The 16,935-nt window shown below is 67.1% G+C and carries 18 protein-coding genes; 4 read left to right on the forward strand and 14 right to left on the reverse strand.

What is annotated here, in order from left to right; genetic code table 11:
• The first annotated feature begins 30 nt into the window (after positions 1 to 30).
• Positions 31 to 627, forward strand: a complete 597-nt coding sequence (locus C3Y15_RS16830) for an NAD(P)H-dependent oxidoreductase (protein ID WP_014722373.1) — start codon at positions 31 to 33, stop codon at positions 625 to 627.
• Positions 628 to 750: 123 nt separating this feature from the next.
• Here the strand turns inward: C3Y15_RS16830 and C3Y15_RS16835 are convergent, their stop codons facing one another.
• The 8 genes from C3Y15_RS16835 to rpe form a co-directional block, all read right to left on the reverse strand.
• Positions 751 to 1,650, reverse strand: coding sequence for a uracil-DNA glycosylase (locus C3Y15_RS16835; protein ID WP_011883149.1), 900 nt, complete (start codon positions 1,648 to 1,650; stop codon positions 751 to 753).
• A gap of 12 nt (positions 1,651 to 1,662) precedes the next feature.
• The gene (locus C3Y15_RS16840) at positions 1,663 to 2,289 is read right to left on the reverse strand and encodes a CYTH domain-containing protein (RefSeq protein WP_069246130.1); all 627 of its coding nucleotides are present in this window, start codon (positions 2,287 to 2,289) and stop codon (positions 1,663 to 1,665) included.
• The gene (gene trpC / locus C3Y15_RS16845) at positions 2,289 to 3,074 is read right to left on the reverse strand and encodes an indole-3-glycerol phosphate synthase TrpC (RefSeq protein ID WP_011883151.1); all 786 of its coding nucleotides are present in this window, start codon (positions 3,072 to 3,074) and stop codon (positions 2,289 to 2,291) included. The genes C3Y15_RS16840 and trpC overlap by 1 nt, the downstream gene beginning before the upstream one ends.
• A gap of 29 nt (positions 3,075 to 3,103) precedes the next feature.
• Positions 3,104 to 4,135 (reverse strand): anthranilate phosphoribosyltransferase, encoded by a 1,032-nt coding sequence (gene trpD, locus C3Y15_RS16850; protein ID WP_011883152.1) that lies wholly within the window; start codon positions 4,133 to 4,135, stop codon positions 3,104 to 3,106.
• 13 nt (positions 4,136 to 4,148) lie between these two features.
• Entirely contained in the window at positions 4,149 to 4,748 is a 600-nt protein-coding gene (locus C3Y15_RS16855; protein ID WP_011883153.1) for an aminodeoxychorismate/anthranilate synthase component II, read from the reverse strand.
• A gap of 13 nt (positions 4,749 to 4,761) precedes the next feature.
• Positions 4,762 to 6,255, reverse strand: a complete 1,494-nt coding sequence (gene trpE, locus C3Y15_RS16860) for an anthranilate synthase component I (RefSeq protein WP_011883154.1) — start codon at positions 6,253 to 6,255, stop codon at positions 4,762 to 4,764.
• A 358-nt stretch (positions 6,256 to 6,613) separates the two neighbouring features.
• Positions 6,614 to 7,369 carry a phosphoglycolate phosphatase gene (locus C3Y15_RS16865; RefSeq protein ID WP_045578554.1) on the reverse strand — a complete coding sequence of 252 codons (756 nt, stop codon included), beginning with the start codon at positions 7,367 to 7,369 and terminating at the stop codon, positions 6,614 to 6,616.
• Between the two features lie 4 nt (positions 7,370 to 7,373).
• Positions 7,374 to 8,060: a ribulose-phosphate 3-epimerase gene (gene rpe / locus C3Y15_RS16870; protein ID WP_011883156.1), complete on the reverse strand. Its 687-nt coding sequence runs from the start codon at positions 8,058 to 8,060 to the stop codon at positions 7,374 to 7,376.
• Between the two features lie 176 nt (positions 8,061 to 8,236).
• On the opposite strand from rpe, the gene apaG reads away from it, so the two are divergent.
• Complete coding sequence (apaG, locus tag C3Y15_RS16875; protein ID WP_011655875.1) at positions 8,237 to 8,611, forward strand: Co2+/Mg2+ efflux protein ApaG; 375 nt, start codon at positions 8,237 to 8,239, stop codon at positions 8,609 to 8,611.
• Positions 8,612 to 8,626: 15 nt separating this feature from the next.
• Here the strand turns inward: apaG and C3Y15_RS32290 are convergent, their stop codons facing one another.
• Positions 8,627 to 8,770 (reverse strand): hypothetical protein, encoded by a 144-nt coding sequence (locus tag C3Y15_RS32290; protein WP_224024250.1) that lies wholly within the window; start codon positions 8,768 to 8,770, stop codon positions 8,627 to 8,629.
• Between the two features lie 28 nt (positions 8,771 to 8,798).
• Between C3Y15_RS32290 and C3Y15_RS16880 the strand changes: the two genes are divergently transcribed.
• Positions 8,799 to 9,923, forward strand: coding sequence for an MltA domain-containing protein (locus tag C3Y15_RS16880; RefSeq protein WP_224019828.1), 1,125 nt, complete (start codon positions 8,799 to 8,801; stop codon positions 9,921 to 9,923).
• A 192-nt stretch (positions 9,924 to 10,115) separates the two neighbouring features.
• Here C3Y15_RS16880 and paaK read toward each other — a convergent pair whose 3' ends face one another.
• The 5 genes from paaK to paaN form a co-directional block, all read right to left on the reverse strand.
• On the reverse strand, positions 10,116 to 11,414 hold the full coding sequence (gene paaK, locus C3Y15_RS16885) for a phenylacetate--CoA ligase PaaK (protein ID WP_011883159.1): 1,299 nt from the start codon (positions 11,412 to 11,414) through the stop codon (positions 10,116 to 10,118).
• 38 nt (positions 11,415 to 11,452) lie between these two features.
• On the reverse strand, positions 11,453 to 11,905 hold the full coding sequence (paaI, locus tag C3Y15_RS16890) for a hydroxyphenylacetyl-CoA thioesterase PaaI (RefSeq protein ID WP_011883160.1): 453 nt from the start codon (positions 11,903 to 11,905) through the stop codon (positions 11,453 to 11,455).
• 1 nt (position 11,906) lies between these two features.
• Complete coding sequence (gene paaG, locus C3Y15_RS16895) at positions 11,907 to 12,698, reverse strand: 2-(1,2-epoxy-1,2-dihydrophenyl)acetyl-CoA isomerase PaaG (RefSeq protein ID WP_014722380.1); 792 nt, start codon at positions 12,696 to 12,698, stop codon at positions 11,907 to 11,909.
• A 45-nt stretch (positions 12,699 to 12,743) separates the two neighbouring features.
• Positions 12,744 to 13,946: a 3-oxoadipyl-CoA thiolase gene (gene pcaF, locus C3Y15_RS16900; protein WP_059475568.1), complete on the reverse strand. Its 1,203-nt coding sequence runs from the start codon at positions 13,944 to 13,946 to the stop codon at positions 12,744 to 12,746.
• Between the two features lie 96 nt (positions 13,947 to 14,042).
• Complete coding sequence (paaN, locus tag C3Y15_RS16905) at positions 14,043 to 15,749, reverse strand: phenylacetic acid degradation protein PaaN (RefSeq protein ID WP_059475569.1); 1,707 nt, start codon at positions 15,747 to 15,749, stop codon at positions 14,043 to 14,045.
• 129 nt (positions 15,750 to 15,878) lie between these two features.
• On the opposite strand from paaN, the gene C3Y15_RS16910 reads away from it, so the two are divergent.
• Complete coding sequence (locus C3Y15_RS16910) at positions 15,879 to 16,655, forward strand: enoyl-CoA hydratase (protein ID WP_011883164.1); 777 nt, start codon at positions 15,879 to 15,881, stop codon at positions 16,653 to 16,655.
• The last annotated feature ends 280 nt before the right edge of the window (positions 16,656 to 16,935 follow it).

Here is a 16,935-nt window from a genome sequence, read left to right on the forward strand (position 1 = left end):
TGACCAAGCGCAATCCAACTGGAGCCTGACATGACGACCATTCTGCAAATCAATTCCGCGGCGCGCTCGCAAGGTGCGCAGTCCACGCTGCTGGCCAGCGAACTGACGGCAAAGCTGCAACAATCGAACCCCGGCGCCCAGGTCGTCGTGCGCGACCTGCTGGCCGACGCGCTGCCGCACCTCGACGAAACGGTGCTCGGCGCGTTCTTCACGCCGGCCGACCAGCGCAGCGCGGAACAGAATGCGATCGTCGCGAAGAGCGATGCACTGATCGCCGAACTGCAGGCGGCCGACATCGTCGTGATCGCCGCTCCGATGTACAACTTCGGCGTGTCGTCGCAACTGAAGACGTATTTTGACTGGATCGCCCGTGCCGGCGTCACGTTCCGCTATACCGAGAACGGTCCGGAAGGCCTGATCAAGGGCAAGAAGGTGCACGTGGTCACCGCGCGCGGCGGCAAGTACCTCGGTACGCCGAACGACAGCCAGACGCCGTTCCTGCGCACCTTCCTCGGCTTCATCGGCCTGACCGACGTGAGCTTCATCCACGCCGAAGGCCTGAACCTCGGGCCCGATGCGCAGAGCGCCGCGCTCGCAGGTGCGCGCGAGGCGATCGCCGCCGTGTAATGCGCAGAGGTGCGCAGAGGCGCGGCCGTGCCGCGCTGCGTCGTCAAACGAAAACGCCGCGTCCCGACAGGGCGCGGCGTTTTTGCGTTGCGGCCGGCGCCAATGCCAAGCCGGCGACGTGCGTCAGGCGAGCGTTTCGGCGATCTCCGGAAGCCGCCAGTCGATCGGTTCGCGGCCCGCTTCGACCAGATACTCGTTCGCGAGCGCGAAGTGACGGCAGCCGAGGAAACCGCGGTGCGCGGACAGCGGCGACGGATGCGGCGCCTCGAGCACGCAATGGGCGTTCGCATCGAACAGCGCGCGCTTCGCCTGCGCATGCGCGCCCCACAGCATGAACACGAGGCCGCGATGGCGGCCGGCCAGCTCGCGGATCAGCGTGTCCGTGCATTGCTCCCAGCCGCGCTTCGCGTGGCTCGCGGCGGCGCCGCGCTCGACCGTCAGCACGGTGTTGAGCAGCAGCACGCCCTGGCGCGCCCACGTGTCGAGGCAGCCGTGGCGCGGCGTGTCGTGACCGAAGTTCGCCGCGATTTCCTTGAAGATGTTGCGCAGCGACGGCGGCGTGCGCACGGCCGGCGGCACCGAGAACGCGAGGCCATGGGCCTGCGGCGTGCCGCGGTCGTCGCCGTGGTACGGGTCCTGGCCGAGGATCACGACCTTCACGTCGTCCGGGCTCGTCAGGCGCAGCGCGCGGAACACGTCGGTCGGGTAGACCGTCTTGCCGGCGGCGCGCTCGTCGTCGACGAAGCGACACAACGGCGCGTACGCGTCGCTGTCGGTGAACGGCTTCAGCACGTCGCGCCAGACGGCCGGCAGCGCGTCGAATTGGGCGGCGAGGTGCGGGACGTCGGCGGCGCCGGCCTGCGGCTGCGCGGCGCGCGCCGGAGCCGCTTCCGCGGCCTTCTTGCCGGCCGCGCGCGCACGCGCGGGTGCGGCGGCGGGAACATCGTGCTGCGCCGGTTCCGGCGCGGGATCGTCGAACAGCGACGCCTGTTGCGGCGTACGGAGAGTCTTGCGGGTTGCCATGCGTGATGCGGGTTATTGCGCGCGCAGCCGGTAGCCGCGCTGCGCCTTGCTGATGTTTTCGGGGGCGAGGCCCGGCAGCGCCTGCTGCAATTCGGCGGCGAGCGTCGCGAGCGCCGCTTCCGGGCCGTCGATCAGTTCGAGTTCGATTTCGCTGATCGGTTCGCGGCGCGTATCGCTTTGCGTCTGAACGACGATCTCGCCGACGTCCACCGCCGCCTCGACGGTCGCGCCGCCGATTGCGACGCGCCACAGCGTACGCGAAAAATCCGTGCGGAACAGCGCGTGCAGCGTGGGCGCCGCGTCACGCAATGCGGTCGCGGCTTCCGGCACGTCGCAGGCGGCGACCAGCGCGTCGATTTCGAGCGCGTCGCCGGCGACCGGCAGCTCCCATTCATGGTGGCGATGCAGGCCGGCCTCGGCGCTGCCGACCGTCTTGAACGTCTGCAGCCAGCCGTGCGGCGTGCGGCGCACGCGCACCGCGCTCTTCGACCGGGCGAGCGCGAGCTCGGGCGTGTCGTAATAGACGTTCGCGAGCGTGATGGTCTGGCCGGCTTCGCCGGTCAGCGTTTCGAAAAAGTGCCGCGCGGCCTCGGCCTGACCGGCCGGCAGCGCGAGCTTGATCTCCCGTTCGATCGCCATCAGAAGAACATCCGCGCGAGTGCCGCGCCCGGCTCGTCCGCGCGCATGAACGCTTCGCCGACGAGGAACGCGTTCACGTTCGCCGCGCGCATCGTGTCGACGTCCGCGCGCGACAGGATGCCCGACTCGGTCACGACCATGCGGTCGGCTGGAACCATGTCGAGCATGTCGAGCGTGGTCTGGATCGTCGTCTCGAAGGTGCGCAGGTTGCGGTTGTTGATGCCGACGAGCGGCGTCTTCAGCGTGAGCGCCTGTTCCATCTCGTTGCGGTCGTGAACCTCGACCAGCACCGCGAGGCCGAGTGAGTGCGCATACGCTTCGAGTTCCTGCATCAGCGGCGTGTCGAGCGCGGCCGCGATCAGCAGGATCGCGTCGGCGCCCATCGCGCGCGCCTCGAGGATCTGGTACGCGTCGACGATGAAGTCCTTGCGCAGCACCGGCAGCGTGCAGGCCGCGCGCGCTTCCTCGAGGTAGCGCACGCTGCCCTGGAAGAACTGTTCGTCGGTCAGCACCGACAGGCATGCAGCGCCGTGCGTCGCGTACGAGCGCGCGATGTCGGCCGGCACGAAATGCTCGCGCAGCACGCCTTTCGACGGGCTCGCCTTCTTCACTTCGGCGATCACCGCGGGCTGGCCGGCGGCCTGCTTCGCGCGCAGCGCGCCGACGAAGTCGCGCAGGTCGCGCGCCGATGCTTCGAGTTTCAGCGCCTCGAGCGGCGTGCTGCGCATGGCCGCCGCGACTTCGTCGCGCTTGACTGCGATGATTCGGTCGAGAATGTCGCTCATGTGGGTTCCTGCTGGATTCGTGAGGGGAGTCAGCGCTTGAACTGCTGCGTGAAGCGCACGAGTTCGTCGACTTTCGCGCGCGCCTTGCCGCTCGCGATCGCTTCGCGGGCGAGCTGGATGCCGTCCGCGATCGACGCGGCGACATTGGCCGCGTAGAGCGCGGTGCCGGCGTTCAGCGTGACGATCTCGCGGGCGACGCCCGGCTGGTTGTCGAGCGCGCCGAGCAGCATCACGCGCGATTCGTCGGCATTTTCGACCTTCAGCGTGCGGTTCGACACCATCTGGAGCCCGAAGTCCTCCGGATGGATCTCGTATTCGTGCACCTGCCCGTCGCGCAATTCGCCGACCAGCGTGGCCGCGCCGAGCGACACTTCGTCCATCCCGTCCTTGCCGTACACGACCAGCACGTGCTGCGCGCCGAGGCGCTGCATCACGCGCACCTGGATGCCGACGAGGTCGGCGTGGAATACGCCCATCAGCTGGTTCGGTGCGCCGGCCGGATTGGTCAGCGGGCCGAGGATGTTGAAGATCGTCCGCACGCCGAGCTCGCGGCGCACGGCCGCGATGTTCTTCATCGCCGGATGATGGTTCGGCGCGAACATGAAGCCCATGCCGGTTTCGGCGATCGACGCGGCAACCTGATCCGGCTGCAGGTCGATGTTCACGCCGAGCGCCTCGAGCACGTCGGCGCTGCCGGACTTGCTCGACACGCCGCGGTTGCCGTGCTTCGCGACCTTCGCGCCTGCCGCGGCCGTCACGAACATCGACGCGGTCGAGATGTTGAAGGTGTGCGCGCCGTCGCCGCCCGTGCCGACGATGTCGACGAAGTTGGAGTTGTCCGGCACCTCGACGTGGTGTGCGAACTCGCGCATCACGGTCGCGGCGGCGGCGATTTCGCCGATCGTCTCCTTCTTCACGCGCAGGCCGGTGATGATCGCGGCCGCCATCACGGGCGACATGTCGCCGCGCATGATGAGCCGCATCAGGTGCAGCATCTCGTCGTGGAAGATTTCGCGGTGTTCGATCGTGCGCTGCAGCGCTTCCTGCGGGGTAATCGTCATCGTGCGTCTCCGGTCAGGCGGCCGGCGCGCTCGCGCGGGCGGCTGCGCGATGCTGTTTCAGGAAGTTCTCGAGCAGCGCGTGGCCATGCTCGGACAGGATCGATTCCGGATGGAACTGCACGCCTTCGATCGGCAGCGTCTTGTGGCGCACGCCCATGATCTCGCCGTCGTCCGTCCACGCGGACACTTCGAGGCAGTCGGGCAGCGATTCGCGCTCGATCGCGAGCGAGTGGTAGCGCGTGACGTCGAAATGCTTCGGCAGATCGGCGAACACGCCGCGGCCGTCGGTTTCGATCCGGCTCACCTTGCCGTGCATGATGGTCTTCGCGCGCACGACGCGGCCGCCGAACGCTTCGCCGATCGCCTGGTGGCCGAGGCACACGCCGAGAATCGGCTTCTTGCCCGCGAACTCGTGCAGCACGTCGAGCGTGATGCCCGCGTGCTGCGGGTTGCTCGGGCCGGGCGACAGGCAGATCGTGTCGGGGTTCAGGCGCGCGATGTCGTCGAGCGTGATTTCGTCGTTGCGGTAGGTGCGCACGTCCTCGCCCAGTTCGCCGAAGTACTGGACCAGGTTGTAGGTGAACGAGTCGTAGTTGTCGATCATGAGCAGCATGGTCAGTCTCCGGTCAGAAGTCGCTATCGAGGCCGTCCTGGACCTGTTCGGCCGCACGCAGCACCGCGCGCGCCTTGTTTTCGGTCTCTTGCCATTCGGATTCGGGCACCGAGTCGGCGACGACGCCCGCCGCCGCCTGCACGTACAGGTTGCCGTTGTGGATCAGGCCCGTGCGGATCGCGATCGCGAGGTCCATCTCGCCCGAGAACGACATGTAGCCGACCGCGCCGCCGTACAGCCCGCGCTTGACCGGCTCGAGCTCGTCGATCAGCTCCATCGCGCGCACCTTCGGCGCGCCCGACAGCGTGCCGGCCGGGAACGTCGCGCGCAGCACGTCGTAGTTCGTCATGCCGGGCTTGAGCTTGCCCTCGACCGAGCTGACGATGTGCTGCACGTGCGAGTACTTCTCGATCACCATCTTGTCGGTCACCTGCACCGAGCCGATCTGCGCGATGCGGCCGACGTCGTTGCGCGCGAGGTCGATCAGCATCACGTGCTCGGCGATTTCCTTCGGGTCGTTCAGCAATTCGGTCGCGAGTTCGGCGTCGCGCTCGGGCGTGTTGCCGCGCGGGCGCGTGCCGGCCAGCGGCCGGATCGTGACGATCTGGTCGTCGCCGCGCTTTTCCTGGCGCACGAGGATTTCCGGCGATGCGCCGACCACGTGGAAATCGCCGAAGTTGTAGTAATACATGTACGGCGACGGGTTCAGCGAACGCAGCGCGCGATACAGCGACAGCGGATTGTCGCGGTACGGCTTGGTCAGCCGCTGGCCGACCTGGATCTGCATCAGCTCGCCGGCCGCGATGTATTCCTTCGCCTGACGCACGGCGGCCAGATAGTCTTCCTTCTTGAATTCGCGGAACGTCTCGGTACGCACGCTCGCCGACGTGACGGGCGGCTGCACCGTCGTGCGCAGGCGCTGCTTCAGTTCGCGCAGGCGCTGCTTGCCCTTCGTGTACGCCTCGGGCTGCGCCGGGTCCGCATAGATGATCAGGTACAGCTTGCCGGCGAGGTTGTCGATCACCGCGACTTCCTCGGTGAGCAGCAGCTGGATGTCGGGCAGGCCGAGATCGTCGCGCGGCGCGGTGTTCGCCAGCTTCTTCTCGATGTAGCGCACGGCGTCGTAGCCGAAATAGCCGGCCAGGCCGCCGCAGAAGCGCGGCAGGCCCGGGCGCTGCGCGACCTTGAAGCGCGCCTGGAACGACTCGATGAAGGCGAACGGGTCGCCGTCGTGCGTTTCGATCACCTCGCCGTCGCGCACGACTTCGGACACGCCGTTGCGGGCGCGCACCAGCGTGCGTGCCGGCAGGCCGATGAACGAGTAGCGGCCGAAGCGTTCGCCGCCCACCACCGATTCGAGCAGGAACGAGTTGGCGCCCGCGCGTTCGGGCTGCGCCAGCTTCAGGTAGAGGGACAGCGGCGTTTCGAGGTCGGCGAGCGCTTCCGCGATCAGCGGAATGCGGTTGTAGCCTTCGTTCGCAAGCGATTGGAATTCGAGTTCGGTCATGTTCCGGTCCTGTTCGGGACGAGCGGCGGCGTGCGCCAGGGATCACTTGACGCTGCGCGGCTGCCGTCGGCGAAAGGGCGGTCGATCGAGAAGTGCCTGTTGCCGGCCGGCACTCCGGGCGTGAGCGTCGCGAGCCTGCGGCCGATCCTGAACGCAGGCGTTCGGATGCGGTAGAACTCGGAGGTGGTGCGACGATCGGCGCGCGGATGCGCAGCGAGATAAAAAACGGCGCTGAAGACGGGCTTCAGCGTACCTCATCGAAGAGGTCAGCGCGACCAGCGACGCCAGGGCCAGGCTCCCCGGTCGATGCTGCTCAGACTCCGTTTTTTATTCAGAAACATGCGGATGGAAGAAATAATCAGATGGTTGGCCGGCCGGCATTGTGCGCGGCGATCGCGCGTGCTGCGACCAGCAACGAATCGACTATACCATCCGAATTTATCGTTTGTATAGCTTTGCCGTGGTTGTAGCCGTACGGCACGGTCAGCGTCGCCATCCCGGCTGCGCGGCCCGCCAGCGCATCGTTCTCCGAGTCGCCGATCGCGACCGCCGTGTGCGGCGCCACGCCGAGCGCGTCGCATGCCGCGAGCATCGGCAGTGGATCGGGCTTTTTGCGCGCGACGCTGTCGCCGCCGAGCACGATGCCGAAACGATCGATCAGCCCGTATTGCTCGAGCAACTCGAGCGCGAAGCGGTGCGGCTTGTTCGTCACGCACGCGAGCCGGATGCCGGCCGCATGCAGCGCATCGAGGCCGGCGGTCACTTCCGGATAGAGCCGCGTGTGCCGGCCGTTGATCTTCGCGTACTCGGCCTGGTAGATCGCGAGCGCATCGTCGAAGCGCGCTTGCGCGTCGGCCTGCGAGAAGCGCGGCGCCAGCACGCTCTGGATCAGATGCTCGGAGCCCTTGCCGACGTAGCCGATCACCTCGTCGCGCGACGTGGCCGGCGCGCCGAGCTGCGCGAGCATCCCGTTCAGCCCGGCCGTGAAATCGTCGGCCGTGTCGACCATCGTGCCGTCGAGGTCGATCAGCGCCGCATCGATGCGCGGCGCCGCGAAACGGATCGGGGCGCCGGTGTCGGGCGGCGCGCAAGCGTCGAGCGAGGAATCGGCCACGGCGTCAGCTCCGCTCGACCGTCGCGAGTGCCGCGCGCATCTCGTCGATCACCTTGCGATAGTCGGGCTTGCCGAAGATCGCCGAGCCCGCGACGAACGTGTCGGCGCCGGCTGCCGCGATCTCCGCGATGTTGTCGGTCTTCACGCCGCCGTCCACCTCGAGCAGGATCTCGCGGCCCGTGCGTTCGGTGTACGCGTCGATGCGCGCGCGCGCTTCGCGCAGCTTGTTCAGCGTTTCCGGGATGAACGACTGGCCGCCGAAGCCGGGGTTCACCGACATCAGCAACACGAAATCGAGGCGGTCCATCACGTGGTCGAGATAGTTCAGCGGCGTGGCCGGATTGAACACGAGGCCGGCCTTGCAGCCGTGGTCGCGGATCAGCGACAGCGTCCGGTCGATGTGGTCCGAGCCTTCCGGGTGGAAGCTGATCAGATTCGCGCCGGCTTTCGCGAAATCGGGCACGATACGGTCGACCGGGCGCACCATCAGATGCACGTCGATCGGCACCTGCACGTGCGGGCGGATCGCTTCGCAGACGAGCGGGCCGATCGTCAGGTTCGGCACGTAATGGTTGTCCATCACGTCGAAGTGAATCCAGTCGGCGCCGGCGGCGACCACGTTGCGGACTTCTTCGCCGAGCCGTGCAAAGTCGGCCGACAGGATGCTGGGAGCGATGCGGAATTGGGTCATGACAGGGGAGCGGGGGACGCTGCGGCGCAAAACCGCCATTCTACCGTCCGGCGACCGCGTGCGCGGCGGCGAGCCGTGCGGTGGCGGCCCGATTGCGCATAGAATGCCGAACCAGTGCGGCGCGCCGCGGCCCGGCGCTACAGATGGCGCGGGCGGTTACCTACAGCGGAAACACCATGAGTCAGTATCAGTTCACCGTTTCGGTGAAAACCAGTTACTTGCCGGAACAATCCGACCCGGATCGACGTCAATACGCATTCGCGTACACGCTGACCATCCGCAATACGGGGCAGGTTGCAGCGCAACTGATCGCCCGTCACTGGATCATCACGGACAGCGAAAATCACGTGCAGGAAGTGAAGGGGCTCGGCGTCGTCGGGCACCAGCCGCTGCTGCAGCCGGGCGAACATTTCGAGTACACGAGCTGGGCCGTGATCGCGACGCCGGTCGGCACGATGCGCGGCGCGTATTTCTGCGTGGCGGAAGACGGTGAGCGGTTCGAGGCGCCCGTCGAAGAATTTGCGCTGCACATGCCGCGCACGCTGCATTGAGCGTGCGGCGGGCGCTCAGCGCGGCTGGCGGTCGTTGTCGCGTGCGTGTTTCTTTCTGCCCGACGACGTCCACACGACGATGAAGATCAGCAGCGCAAGCGCGACGAAAGCTTCGAGCCCGAAGATGAGCATCGGATATTGGTCGAGAAAATCTGACATGGCGGTTTCCATCAAGAACGGACATTGTATGTGGTTTGGCGCCCGGGCGGCCGGCTGGCTGGCCGCCGCCGCGGCCGCCGCGCTGCTCGCGGCATGCGGCAGCGCGCCGACGCGGACGTCGGCGCTCAAGCCGCCGACGGGCGCGGCGATCGTGCCGGGGCAGGTCGCCGCGCAGCGACTGACGCCGGTGGCCTGGCAGCAGGTGCCGGGCTGGCAGGACGATGCGCTGATCGGCGCGACGGCCGCGTTGCGGCAGAACTGCGTGCGGCTCGCGCGCCAGCCGGCCTGGCAACGCGCGTGCGCAGCCGCCAACCGGCTCGACGAGCTGGACGTGAGCAGCGCGCGCGCATTCTTCGAAACGTATTTCACGCCGTTTCAGTTCGCCAATACCGACGGTACGCTGGACGGGCTCGTGACCGGTTATTACGAACCGCTGCTGCACGGCTCGCGGGTGCGTCGCGGCCCTTACCAGTACGCGCTGTACCGCTGGCCGGCCGGCTATCGCGCGGGCACCGCGCTGCCGGCGCGCGCGCAGCTCGAGCGCGCGGGCATTCTGAACGGCAACGAACTCGTGTGGGTCGACGATCCGATCGAGGCGTTTTTCCTGCAGGTGCAGGGGTCGGGGCGCGTGTTGCTCGACGACGGTTCGGTGATGCGCGTCGGCTTCGGCGGCACCAACAACCAGCCGTACCGCTCGATCGGCAAATGGCTGATCGATCACGGCGAGCTGACGCCCGCGCAGGCGACGATGCAGGGCATCAAGGCATGGGCGAAGGCGAATCCGGCACGCGTCGACGCGCTGCTCGACACGAACCCGCGCTTCGTGTTCTTCCGCGACATGCCGACCAAGGAAGATGCACCGCACGGTGGCGCGGAAGGCCCGATCGGCGCGCTCGGGGTGCCGCTCACGCCGGAGCGCTCGATCGCGGTCGATCCGTCGTCGATCCCGCTCGGCACGCCGGTGTTCCTGCAGACCACACGCCCGTTGACGAATACACCGATGAACCGGCTCGTGTTCGCGCAGGACACGGGTTCCGCGATCCGCGGCGGCGTGCGCGCCGACTATTTCTGGGGGCTCGGCGACGATGCGGGCGACCAGGCCGGCCGGATGAAGCAGGTTGGCCGGATGTGGCTGCTGTTCCCGAATTCGTGATGCGCGACCGCGCCGACGTAAAGCTGTAGCCGGCGCGTCGACACGGCCTCGAATTGCTGCACCCCAATGGCTGGATCGTCGATCCGGCCTTAGGGGTGTTTTTCATCGCGGAGCGTGGCGAGCGGGCTGGGCTGCGGCGAGCGGCGTCGGCATTCGTGCGCGCGCAGCCCGTCACGAAGCCGCGCTGCGGGTTCAGCCCTTGCGCTTGTCGATCACGCGTCGGGCCTTGCCGACCGAGCGCTCGATCCCGTTGACCGGCAGCACGTTGATGACCGCGGTCACGCCGATCAGCGACTTGATGTCGTGCGCGAGCGCATGGCTCGCCGCGCGGATCGCCGCGGTGTCGGGAGCCGTCTCCGGGCACGGCTCGACGTTCAGCGTCAGCACGTCGAGCGGGCCTTCCTTCGTCAGCACGATCTGATAGTGCGGCGCGAGCGCGCGCTGTTTCAGCAACTGCTCTTCGATCTGCGTCGGGAACACGTTCACGCCGCGCACGATCATCATGTCGTCCGAGCGGCCGGTGATTTTTTCCATCCGGCGCATCGTGCGTGCGGAGCCGGGCAGCAGGCGCGTGAGGTCGCGCGTCCGGTAGCGGATGATCGGCAGCGCTTCCTTCGTCAGCGACGTGAACACCAGCTCGCCCAGTTCGCCGTCCGGCAGCACCGCGCCGGTGTCCGGATCGATGATTTCCGGATAGAAATGGTCTTCCCAGATGGTCGGGCCGTCCTTGGTCTCCACGCATTCCGACGCGACGCCCGGGCCCATCACCTCGGACAGCCCGTAGATATCGACCGCGTCGATGCCCATGCGCTGCTCGATGGCCGTGCGCATGTCGTTGGTCCACGGTTCCGCGCCGAAGATGCCGATGCGCAGCGAGCTCTGCGCGGGATCGAGGCCCTGGCGCTCGATCTCGTCGGCGATCGACAGCATGTAGCTCGGCGTCACCATGATGATGTCGGGCCGAAAGTCCTGGATCAGCTGCACCTGCTTTTCGGTCTGCCCGCCGCCGAACGGAATCACCGTGAGGCCCGCGCGTTCGGCGCCGTAATGCGCGCCGAGGCCGCCGGTGAACAGGCCGTAGCCGTAGCTGACGTGGACCTTGTCGCCGCGGCGGGCGCCGGCCGCGCGGATCGAGCGCGCGACGAGATCGGCCCACGTATCGATGTCGCGCGCGGTATAGCCGACGACGGTCGGTTTGCCGGTCGTGCCCGACGACGCGTGAATGCGCGAGATCTGGTCCTGCGGCACCGCGAACATCCCGAACGGATAGCTGTCGCGCAGGTCGCTCTTGGTCGTGAACGGGAAGCGCGCCAGATCGGCGAGCGTTTTCAGATCGTCCGGATGAACGCCCGCTTCGTCGAACTTGCTGCGATAGACCGGGGAATTTTCGTAGGCGTGCCGAAGCGACCATTTCAGGCGGTCGAGCTGCAGCGCAGTCAGTTCGTCGCGTGAGGCGGTCTCGATCGGCTCGAGCGGTAGCGCGGTAGTCATGCGTGTCTCCAGTGTTTGTTATGTGCGAGCCGCGGGCGTCAGCGATCTTCAGGCAGCACCGTGCCCTTGATTTGCGCCGACTTGCCGCGAAACATCGCGACGGTCTCGCCGGCCTGATTCATGACGCGCACGTCGTAGATGCCGTGCCGGCCGCTGCGCGTCTGCTCGGTTGCCTCGGCCGTCAGCACGTCGTTGCCGTGGACCGGCCGCAGGTACTCGATCGAGCAGCCGGCCGCAACGGTATTCAGGTTGTACGAATTGCATGCGAACGCGAACGTCGAGTCGGCGAGCGTGAAGATGATGCCGCCGTGGCAGGTCTGATGCCCGTTCAGGAATTCCGGCCGCACGCGCATGTGCAGACGTGCGTAGCCGGCGCGCACCTCGGCGATTTCCATGCCGAACGCGCGGCTGCAGGCGTCCGCCTCGTACATGGCCTGCGCAGTCGCGCGCGCGAGTGCGTCGGGGTCGAGCGGGTGAAGGGCGGCTGTCATGTCAACGCCCCTCGAAGCGCGGCGCGCGCTTCTCGATGAACGCCTTGACGCCTTCCGAATAGTCGTACGACTGGCCGAGCTTGCGCTGCAGGTCGCGCTCGACGTCGAGTTGCTGGTCGAGCGTGTTGCTGATGCTGTCGCGCATCGATTGCTTGATCGATGCGATCGCGAGCGTCGGCTGCTGGGCGAGCTGGTTAGCGACCTGACGGACCGACGCGGCAAGCGTATCGTCGTCGACCGCGCGCCAGATCAAGCCCCATTGCTCGGCCTGCTCGGCGCCGAGTTTGTCGCCTGTCAGTGCCAATCCGAGCGCGCGCGCCATGCCGATGCGCTGCGGCAGGAACCACGTGCCGCCCGAGTCGGGCACGAGGCCGATCTTCACGAACGCCTGGATGAAGCTGCTCGAGCGGGCGGCGAACACCAGGTCGCACGCGAGCGCCAGGTTCGCGCCCGCGCCGGCGGCCGTGCCGTTCACGGCCGCGATGACCGGAATCGGCATGCGCTGCAGGCGACGGATCAGCGGATTGAAATGCTCGTCGATCAGCGCGCCCAGATCGGTCGAAGCGCCGGGCGTGAAGTCGAGATCGGCAAGGTCCTGGCCCGCGCAGAAGCCGCGGCCCGCGCCGGTCAGGATCAGCGCGCGGGCGCCGGCTTTCTCGACCTCATCGAGCGCGGACTGCAATTCGCGATGCATCGCGCGCGTGAAGCTGTTCAGCTTGTCCGGACGGTTGAGGGTGACCGTGGCCACGTTCGCGGCCCGATCGAGCTCCAGCTGGATCGCGTCATATGACATGCAGTGTCTCCTTCATGACTTCGTTATAGGCGCGCGGCGAGCCGGTTACACGCGTTCGATCGCGATCGCGATGCCCTGGCCGACGCCGATGCACATCGTGCAGAGCGCGAAGCGGCCGCCGATGCGCTCCAGTTGATGAAGCGCGGTGGTCACCAACCGGGCGCCCGATGCGCCGAGCGGGTGGCCGAGCGCGATCGCACCGCCGTTCGGGTTCACGCGCGGATCGTCGTCGGCGACGCCGAGCATGCGCAGCACCGCAAGACCTTGCGACGCGAACGCTTCGTTCAGCTCGATCACGTCGAACTGGTCGATCGACATGCCGAGCTGGCGCAACAGCTTCTGCGTCGCGGGCGCCGGGCCGATCCCCATCACGCGCGGCTCGACGCCGGCCGTCGCCATGCCGACGACGCGTGCGCGGCGGCGCAGCCCGTATTGATCGGCGGCCTGCGCGTTGGCGAGCAGCAGCGCGCAGGCGCCGTCGTTGACGCCGGACGCGTTGCCGGCCGTCACCGAGCCGTCGGGACGGACGACGCCCTTGAGCTTGGCAAGCGCGTCGAGCGACGTTTCGCGCGGGTGCTCGTCCCGTGACACGACGACGGCGTCGCCCTTCTTCTGCGGAATCGTCACCGCGACTATTTCCGCCGCGAGCGTGCCGTCCTGCTGCGCACGCGCGGCCTTCTGCTGGCTGCGCAACGCGAACAGATCCTGGTCGGCGCGGCTGATGTCGTAATCGACCGCGACGTTCTCGGCCGTCTCCGGCATCGAATCGACGCCGAATCGCTGCTTCATCAGCGGATTGACGAAACGCCAGCCGATCGTCGTGTCGAATATGTCGGCCTGGCGGGCGAACGCGCTGGCGGCCTTGCCCATCACGAACGGCGCGCGCGTCATGCTTTCGACGCCGCCCGCGATCATCAGGCGCGCCTCGCCGGCCTTGATCGCGCGCGCGGCCGTGCCGACGGCGTCCATGCCGGAGCCGCACAGCCGGTTCAGCGTCGTGCCGGGCACGGCGCTCGGCAGGCCGGCCAGCAGCGCCGACATGCGCGCGACGTTGCGGTTGTCCTCGCCTGCCTGGTTCGCGCAACCGTAGATCACGTCGTCGAGCGCGGTCCAGTCGACGTCGCGGTTACGTTCGATCAGCGCGCTGATCGGCACCGCGCCGAGATCGTCGGCTCGAACGTCTTTCAGGGCGCCGCCGTAGCGGCCGATGGGGGTGCGAATCGCGTCGCAGATGTAGGCGTCGGTCATGGGAGTGTCGGGCGTGTCGATGGGCAACGAACCCGCCGGTTGGCGGATTCGTTCATGGTAGAGAACGTGGCCGAATTTGCACCTCGGCCGTTCGGCTTATGCCGTATGGCCAGCTTCCGCGGGCGCCGCCTTCGGTGCAACATGCACTCGGCTTTGCACGACGCGGAACCGGTTGGCGACGAACGCCGGGTCGGCCAGTGCCGCGTTGGCGGCCGGGTTCGCGCCGGTGCCGTGGAAGTCGGAGAACGCGGCCGACTGGTTGACGAATACGCCGCCCGTCAGGTTGATCGACAGCGCGACGCCGCCGCGAATTGCCGCTTCGTGCGCAGCGTCGAGCACGTTGGCGTCGGTGCTGTAGACGGACAGCGTCAGCGCGCCGTGTTGGGCGGCGATTTCGCCGGCGAGATCGAGCGACTGCGCGGTCGAGTCGGTCGCGATCACGAACGAGATCGGGCCGAACCACTCCTGCGTGAACTTCGCGCGGTCAGCCACGTCGAGCTGCATCACGAGCGGCGTGCGCACGCGAGCGTTGGCGAAGGTGGGATGCACGAGCGTCTGGCTGTCGGCGAGCACGCGGCCGAGCTTGCGGGCGTCGTCGATGCGCGCGCTCACGCCTTCGTTCTGGATCGCGCCGATCAGCTCGACGGAGCGTGCAGTGTCGCCGGTCAGCTTCTGCACGGCGCCGGCTATGGCCTGGGCCACGTCGTCGAAGCTCGCATGGCCATCCGCGGTCTGGATGCCGTCACGCGGTACGTAGATGTTTTGCGGAGCCGTGCACATCTGGCCCGAGTACAGCGCCAGCGAGAACGCGATGTTCTTGGCCGCGGCCTTGAGGTCGTCGGTCGAGTCGATCACGATCTGGTTGACGCCGGCTTTCTCCGTGTACACCTGCGCCTGGTGAGCATGGCGTTCGAGCCACGTGCCGTTCTGCGTACTGCCGGTGAAGTCGATCAGCTTGATTTCGGGGCGCAGCGCGAGGTCCTGCACGAGCGCGCCGTCGTTCGGCTCGGTCGCGAGCAGCGTGACGACGTTCGGATCGAAGCCGGCTTCGCGCAACACGTCGCGGGCGATGCGGACCGTGATCGCGAGCGGCAGGATCGCGCCCGGGTGCGGCTTGACGATCACCGTGTTGCCGGTGGCGAGGTCGGCGAACAGGCCGGGGTAGCCATTCCAGGTCGGGAACGTGCAGCAGCCGAGCACGAGGCCGGTGCCGCGCGGGACGATCGTATAGCGCTTGTGCATCGTGAGCGGCGGGTTCTTGCCCTGCGGCTTTTCCCAATGCGCATCGGCGGGGATTCGGCGCAGCTCGTCCCAGGCATAGGCGACTGCTTCGAGCGCACGATCCTGCGCGTGCGGGCCGCCGGCCTGGAATGCCATCATGAAGGCTTGGCCCGTCGTATGCATCACGCTGTAGGCGATCTCGAAGCTCGCGCGATTCAGCCGTGCCAGGATTTCGAGGCTGACGCCGATCCATGCGCTCGGGCCGGCTTCACGCCATTGAAGCTGGGCCGCGGCTGCCGCGGCGATCAACTCGTCGGGCGTCGATTTTGGATAGCGGATGTCGAGCGGGATCCCGTATGGCGACTGCTCCGCGCCGACGGTCCCGCCGGACGCCGGCTGGTCGAGCTCGAACACGCTGCCGAGATGCGCTTTGAACGCGGCTTCGCCATCGGCGTTCGCGCTTTCCCCGTACACTTTGGGACTCGGCATTTCCGCAAACGGGCTCCAGTACCCGCGGCTCTCGATGGCGGCGAGGGCGTGTTTCAGCGTGTCTTCGTGCTTCGTGAACAGTGCATGGGTCATGACGGCAGCCTGATGGACAGTGAGAAGGGTTGGATCGATTAATTAACCGACCGGTTGGTCGGAGAATGTTAGCATCAAACTATTCGCGTGTGCGAGGCGTTTCTCATTTCATTGATCGAGGAGAAATAGATGTCTTACGAGAACATCCTGGTGGAGACCCGAGGGCGAGTCGGATTGATCACGCTCAACCGTCCGAAGGCGCTCAATGCGCTGAACGATGCGTTGATGGATGAGTTGGGTGCGGCGCTGAAGGCGTTCGACGCAGACGACGAAATCGGCGCGATCGTCGTGACGGGCAGCGAGAAGGCGTTCGCGGCCGGCGCCGACATCGGCATGATGGCCACCTATTCGTATATGGATGTGTACCGCGGCGACTACATCACGCGTAACTGGGAGACCGTCCGCGAGATCCGCAAGCCGATCATTGCGGCCGTGGCGGGGTTTGCGCTCGGTGGCGGCTGCGAACTCGCGATGATGTGCGACATCATCTTCGCGGCCGATACGGCCAAGTTCGGCCAGCCGGAGATCAAGCTGGGCGTGATGCCTGGCGCCGGCGGCACGCAGCGTCTGCCGCGCGCGGTCTCGAAGGCGAAGGCCATGGACATGTGCCTGACTGCACGTTTCATGGATGCGGCCGAAGCCGAGCGCGCCGGGCTCGTGTCGCGTGTGCTGCCGGCCGACAAACTCCTCGACGAAGCGGTTGCGGCTGCGACGACGATCGCCGAGTTTTCGCTGCCGGCAGTCATGATGGTGAAGGAGTCGGTGAATCGCGCGTACGAGACAACGCTGGCCGAGGGCGTCCACTTCGAGCGCCGCCTGTTCCATTCGCTGTTTGCGACGGAAGATCAGAAGGAAGGGATGGCGGCATTCGTCGAGAAGCGGAAGCCGGTATTCAAGAACCGCTGACTCGGGCGATGGCAGCGCGACGCGCTGCCGAACGATCGCAATCAGGGGTATCCGACGTGTCGAAGCTGAAGCCCCGTGCGCGGCAGCGCACGAGGCCGTTTCAAAATATTTTCACAAAAGGGGTTGCATTGCGAGGGGCGGGTGCATAGAATCACGCCTCTTTCGCGCTACCGGAAACGCGGCGCGGGAGAAGAAGGGAAGCGGTGCGGTTGGGGCGGTTGTAACGACCCGAACGCACACGAAGCTGAACCCCTCACCGTCACAACGAAGCAGTTCAAAA

This window comes from Burkholderia sp. B10, from assembly GCF_004368385.1.
GTDB classification, from domain to species: domain Bacteria; phylum Pseudomonadota; class Gammaproteobacteria; order Burkholderiales; family Burkholderiaceae; genus Burkholderia; species Burkholderia vietnamiensis.

Coding starts and splice junctions, on each gene's coding strand:
- C3Y15_RS16855 (WP_011883153.1), bottom strand. CDS start 4,748: ATGCTGCTCATGATCGACAACTACGACTCGTTCACCTACAACCTGGTC.
- apaG (WP_011655875.1), top strand. CDS start 8,237: ATGAGTCAGTATCAGTTCACCGTTTCGGTGAAAACCAGTTACTTGCCG.
- C3Y15_RS16835 (WP_011883149.1), bottom strand. CDS start 1,650: ATGGCAACCCGCAAGACTCTCCGTACGCCGCAACAGGCGTCGCTGTTC.
- paaN (WP_059475569.1), bottom strand. CDS start 15,749: ATGACCCATGCACTGTTCACGAAGCACGAAGACACGCTGAAACACGCC.
- trpC (WP_011883151.1), bottom strand. CDS start 3,074: ATGAGCGACATTCTCGACCGAATCATCGCAGTCAAGCGCGACGAAGTC.
- C3Y15_RS16910 (WP_011883164.1), top strand. CDS start 15,879: ATGTCTTACGAGAACATCCTGGTGGAGACCCGAGGGCGAGTCGGATTG.
- rpe (WP_011883156.1), bottom strand. CDS start 8,060: ATGACCCAATTCCGCATCGCTCCCAGCATCCTGTCGGCCGACTTTGCA.
- paaG (WP_014722380.1), bottom strand. CDS start 12,698: ATGTCATATGACGCGATCCAGCTGGAGCTCGATCGGGCCGCGAACGTG.
- C3Y15_RS16880 (WP_224019828.1), top strand. CDS start 8,799: ATGTGGTTTGGCGCCCGGGCGGCCGGCTGGCTGGCCGCCGCCGCGGCC.
- C3Y15_RS16840 (WP_069246130.1), bottom strand. CDS start 2,289: ATGGCGATCGAACGGGAGATCAAGCTCGCGCTGCCGGCCGGTCAGGCC.
- trpD (WP_011883152.1), bottom strand. CDS start 4,135: ATGACGATTACCCCGCAGGAAGCGCTGCAGCGCACGATCGAACACCGC.
- pcaF (WP_059475568.1), bottom strand. CDS start 13,946: ATGACCGACGCCTACATCTGCGACGCGATTCGCACCCCCATCGGCCGC.
- C3Y15_RS32290 (WP_224024250.1), bottom strand. CDS start 8,770: ATGTCAGATTTTCTCGACCAATATCCGATGCTCATCTTCGGGCTCGAA.
- paaK (WP_011883159.1), bottom strand. CDS start 11,414: ATGACTACCGCGCTACCGCTCGAGCCGATCGAGACCGCCTCACGCGAC.
- C3Y15_RS16830 (WP_014722373.1), top strand. CDS start 31: ATGACGACCATTCTGCAAATCAATTCCGCGGCGCGCTCGCAAGGTGCG.
- trpE (WP_011883154.1), bottom strand. CDS start 6,255: ATGACCGAACTCGAATTCCAATCGCTTGCGAACGAAGGCTACAACCGC.
- paaI (WP_011883160.1), bottom strand. CDS start 11,905: ATGACAGCCGCCCTTCACCCGCTCGACCCCGACGCACTCGCGCGCGCG.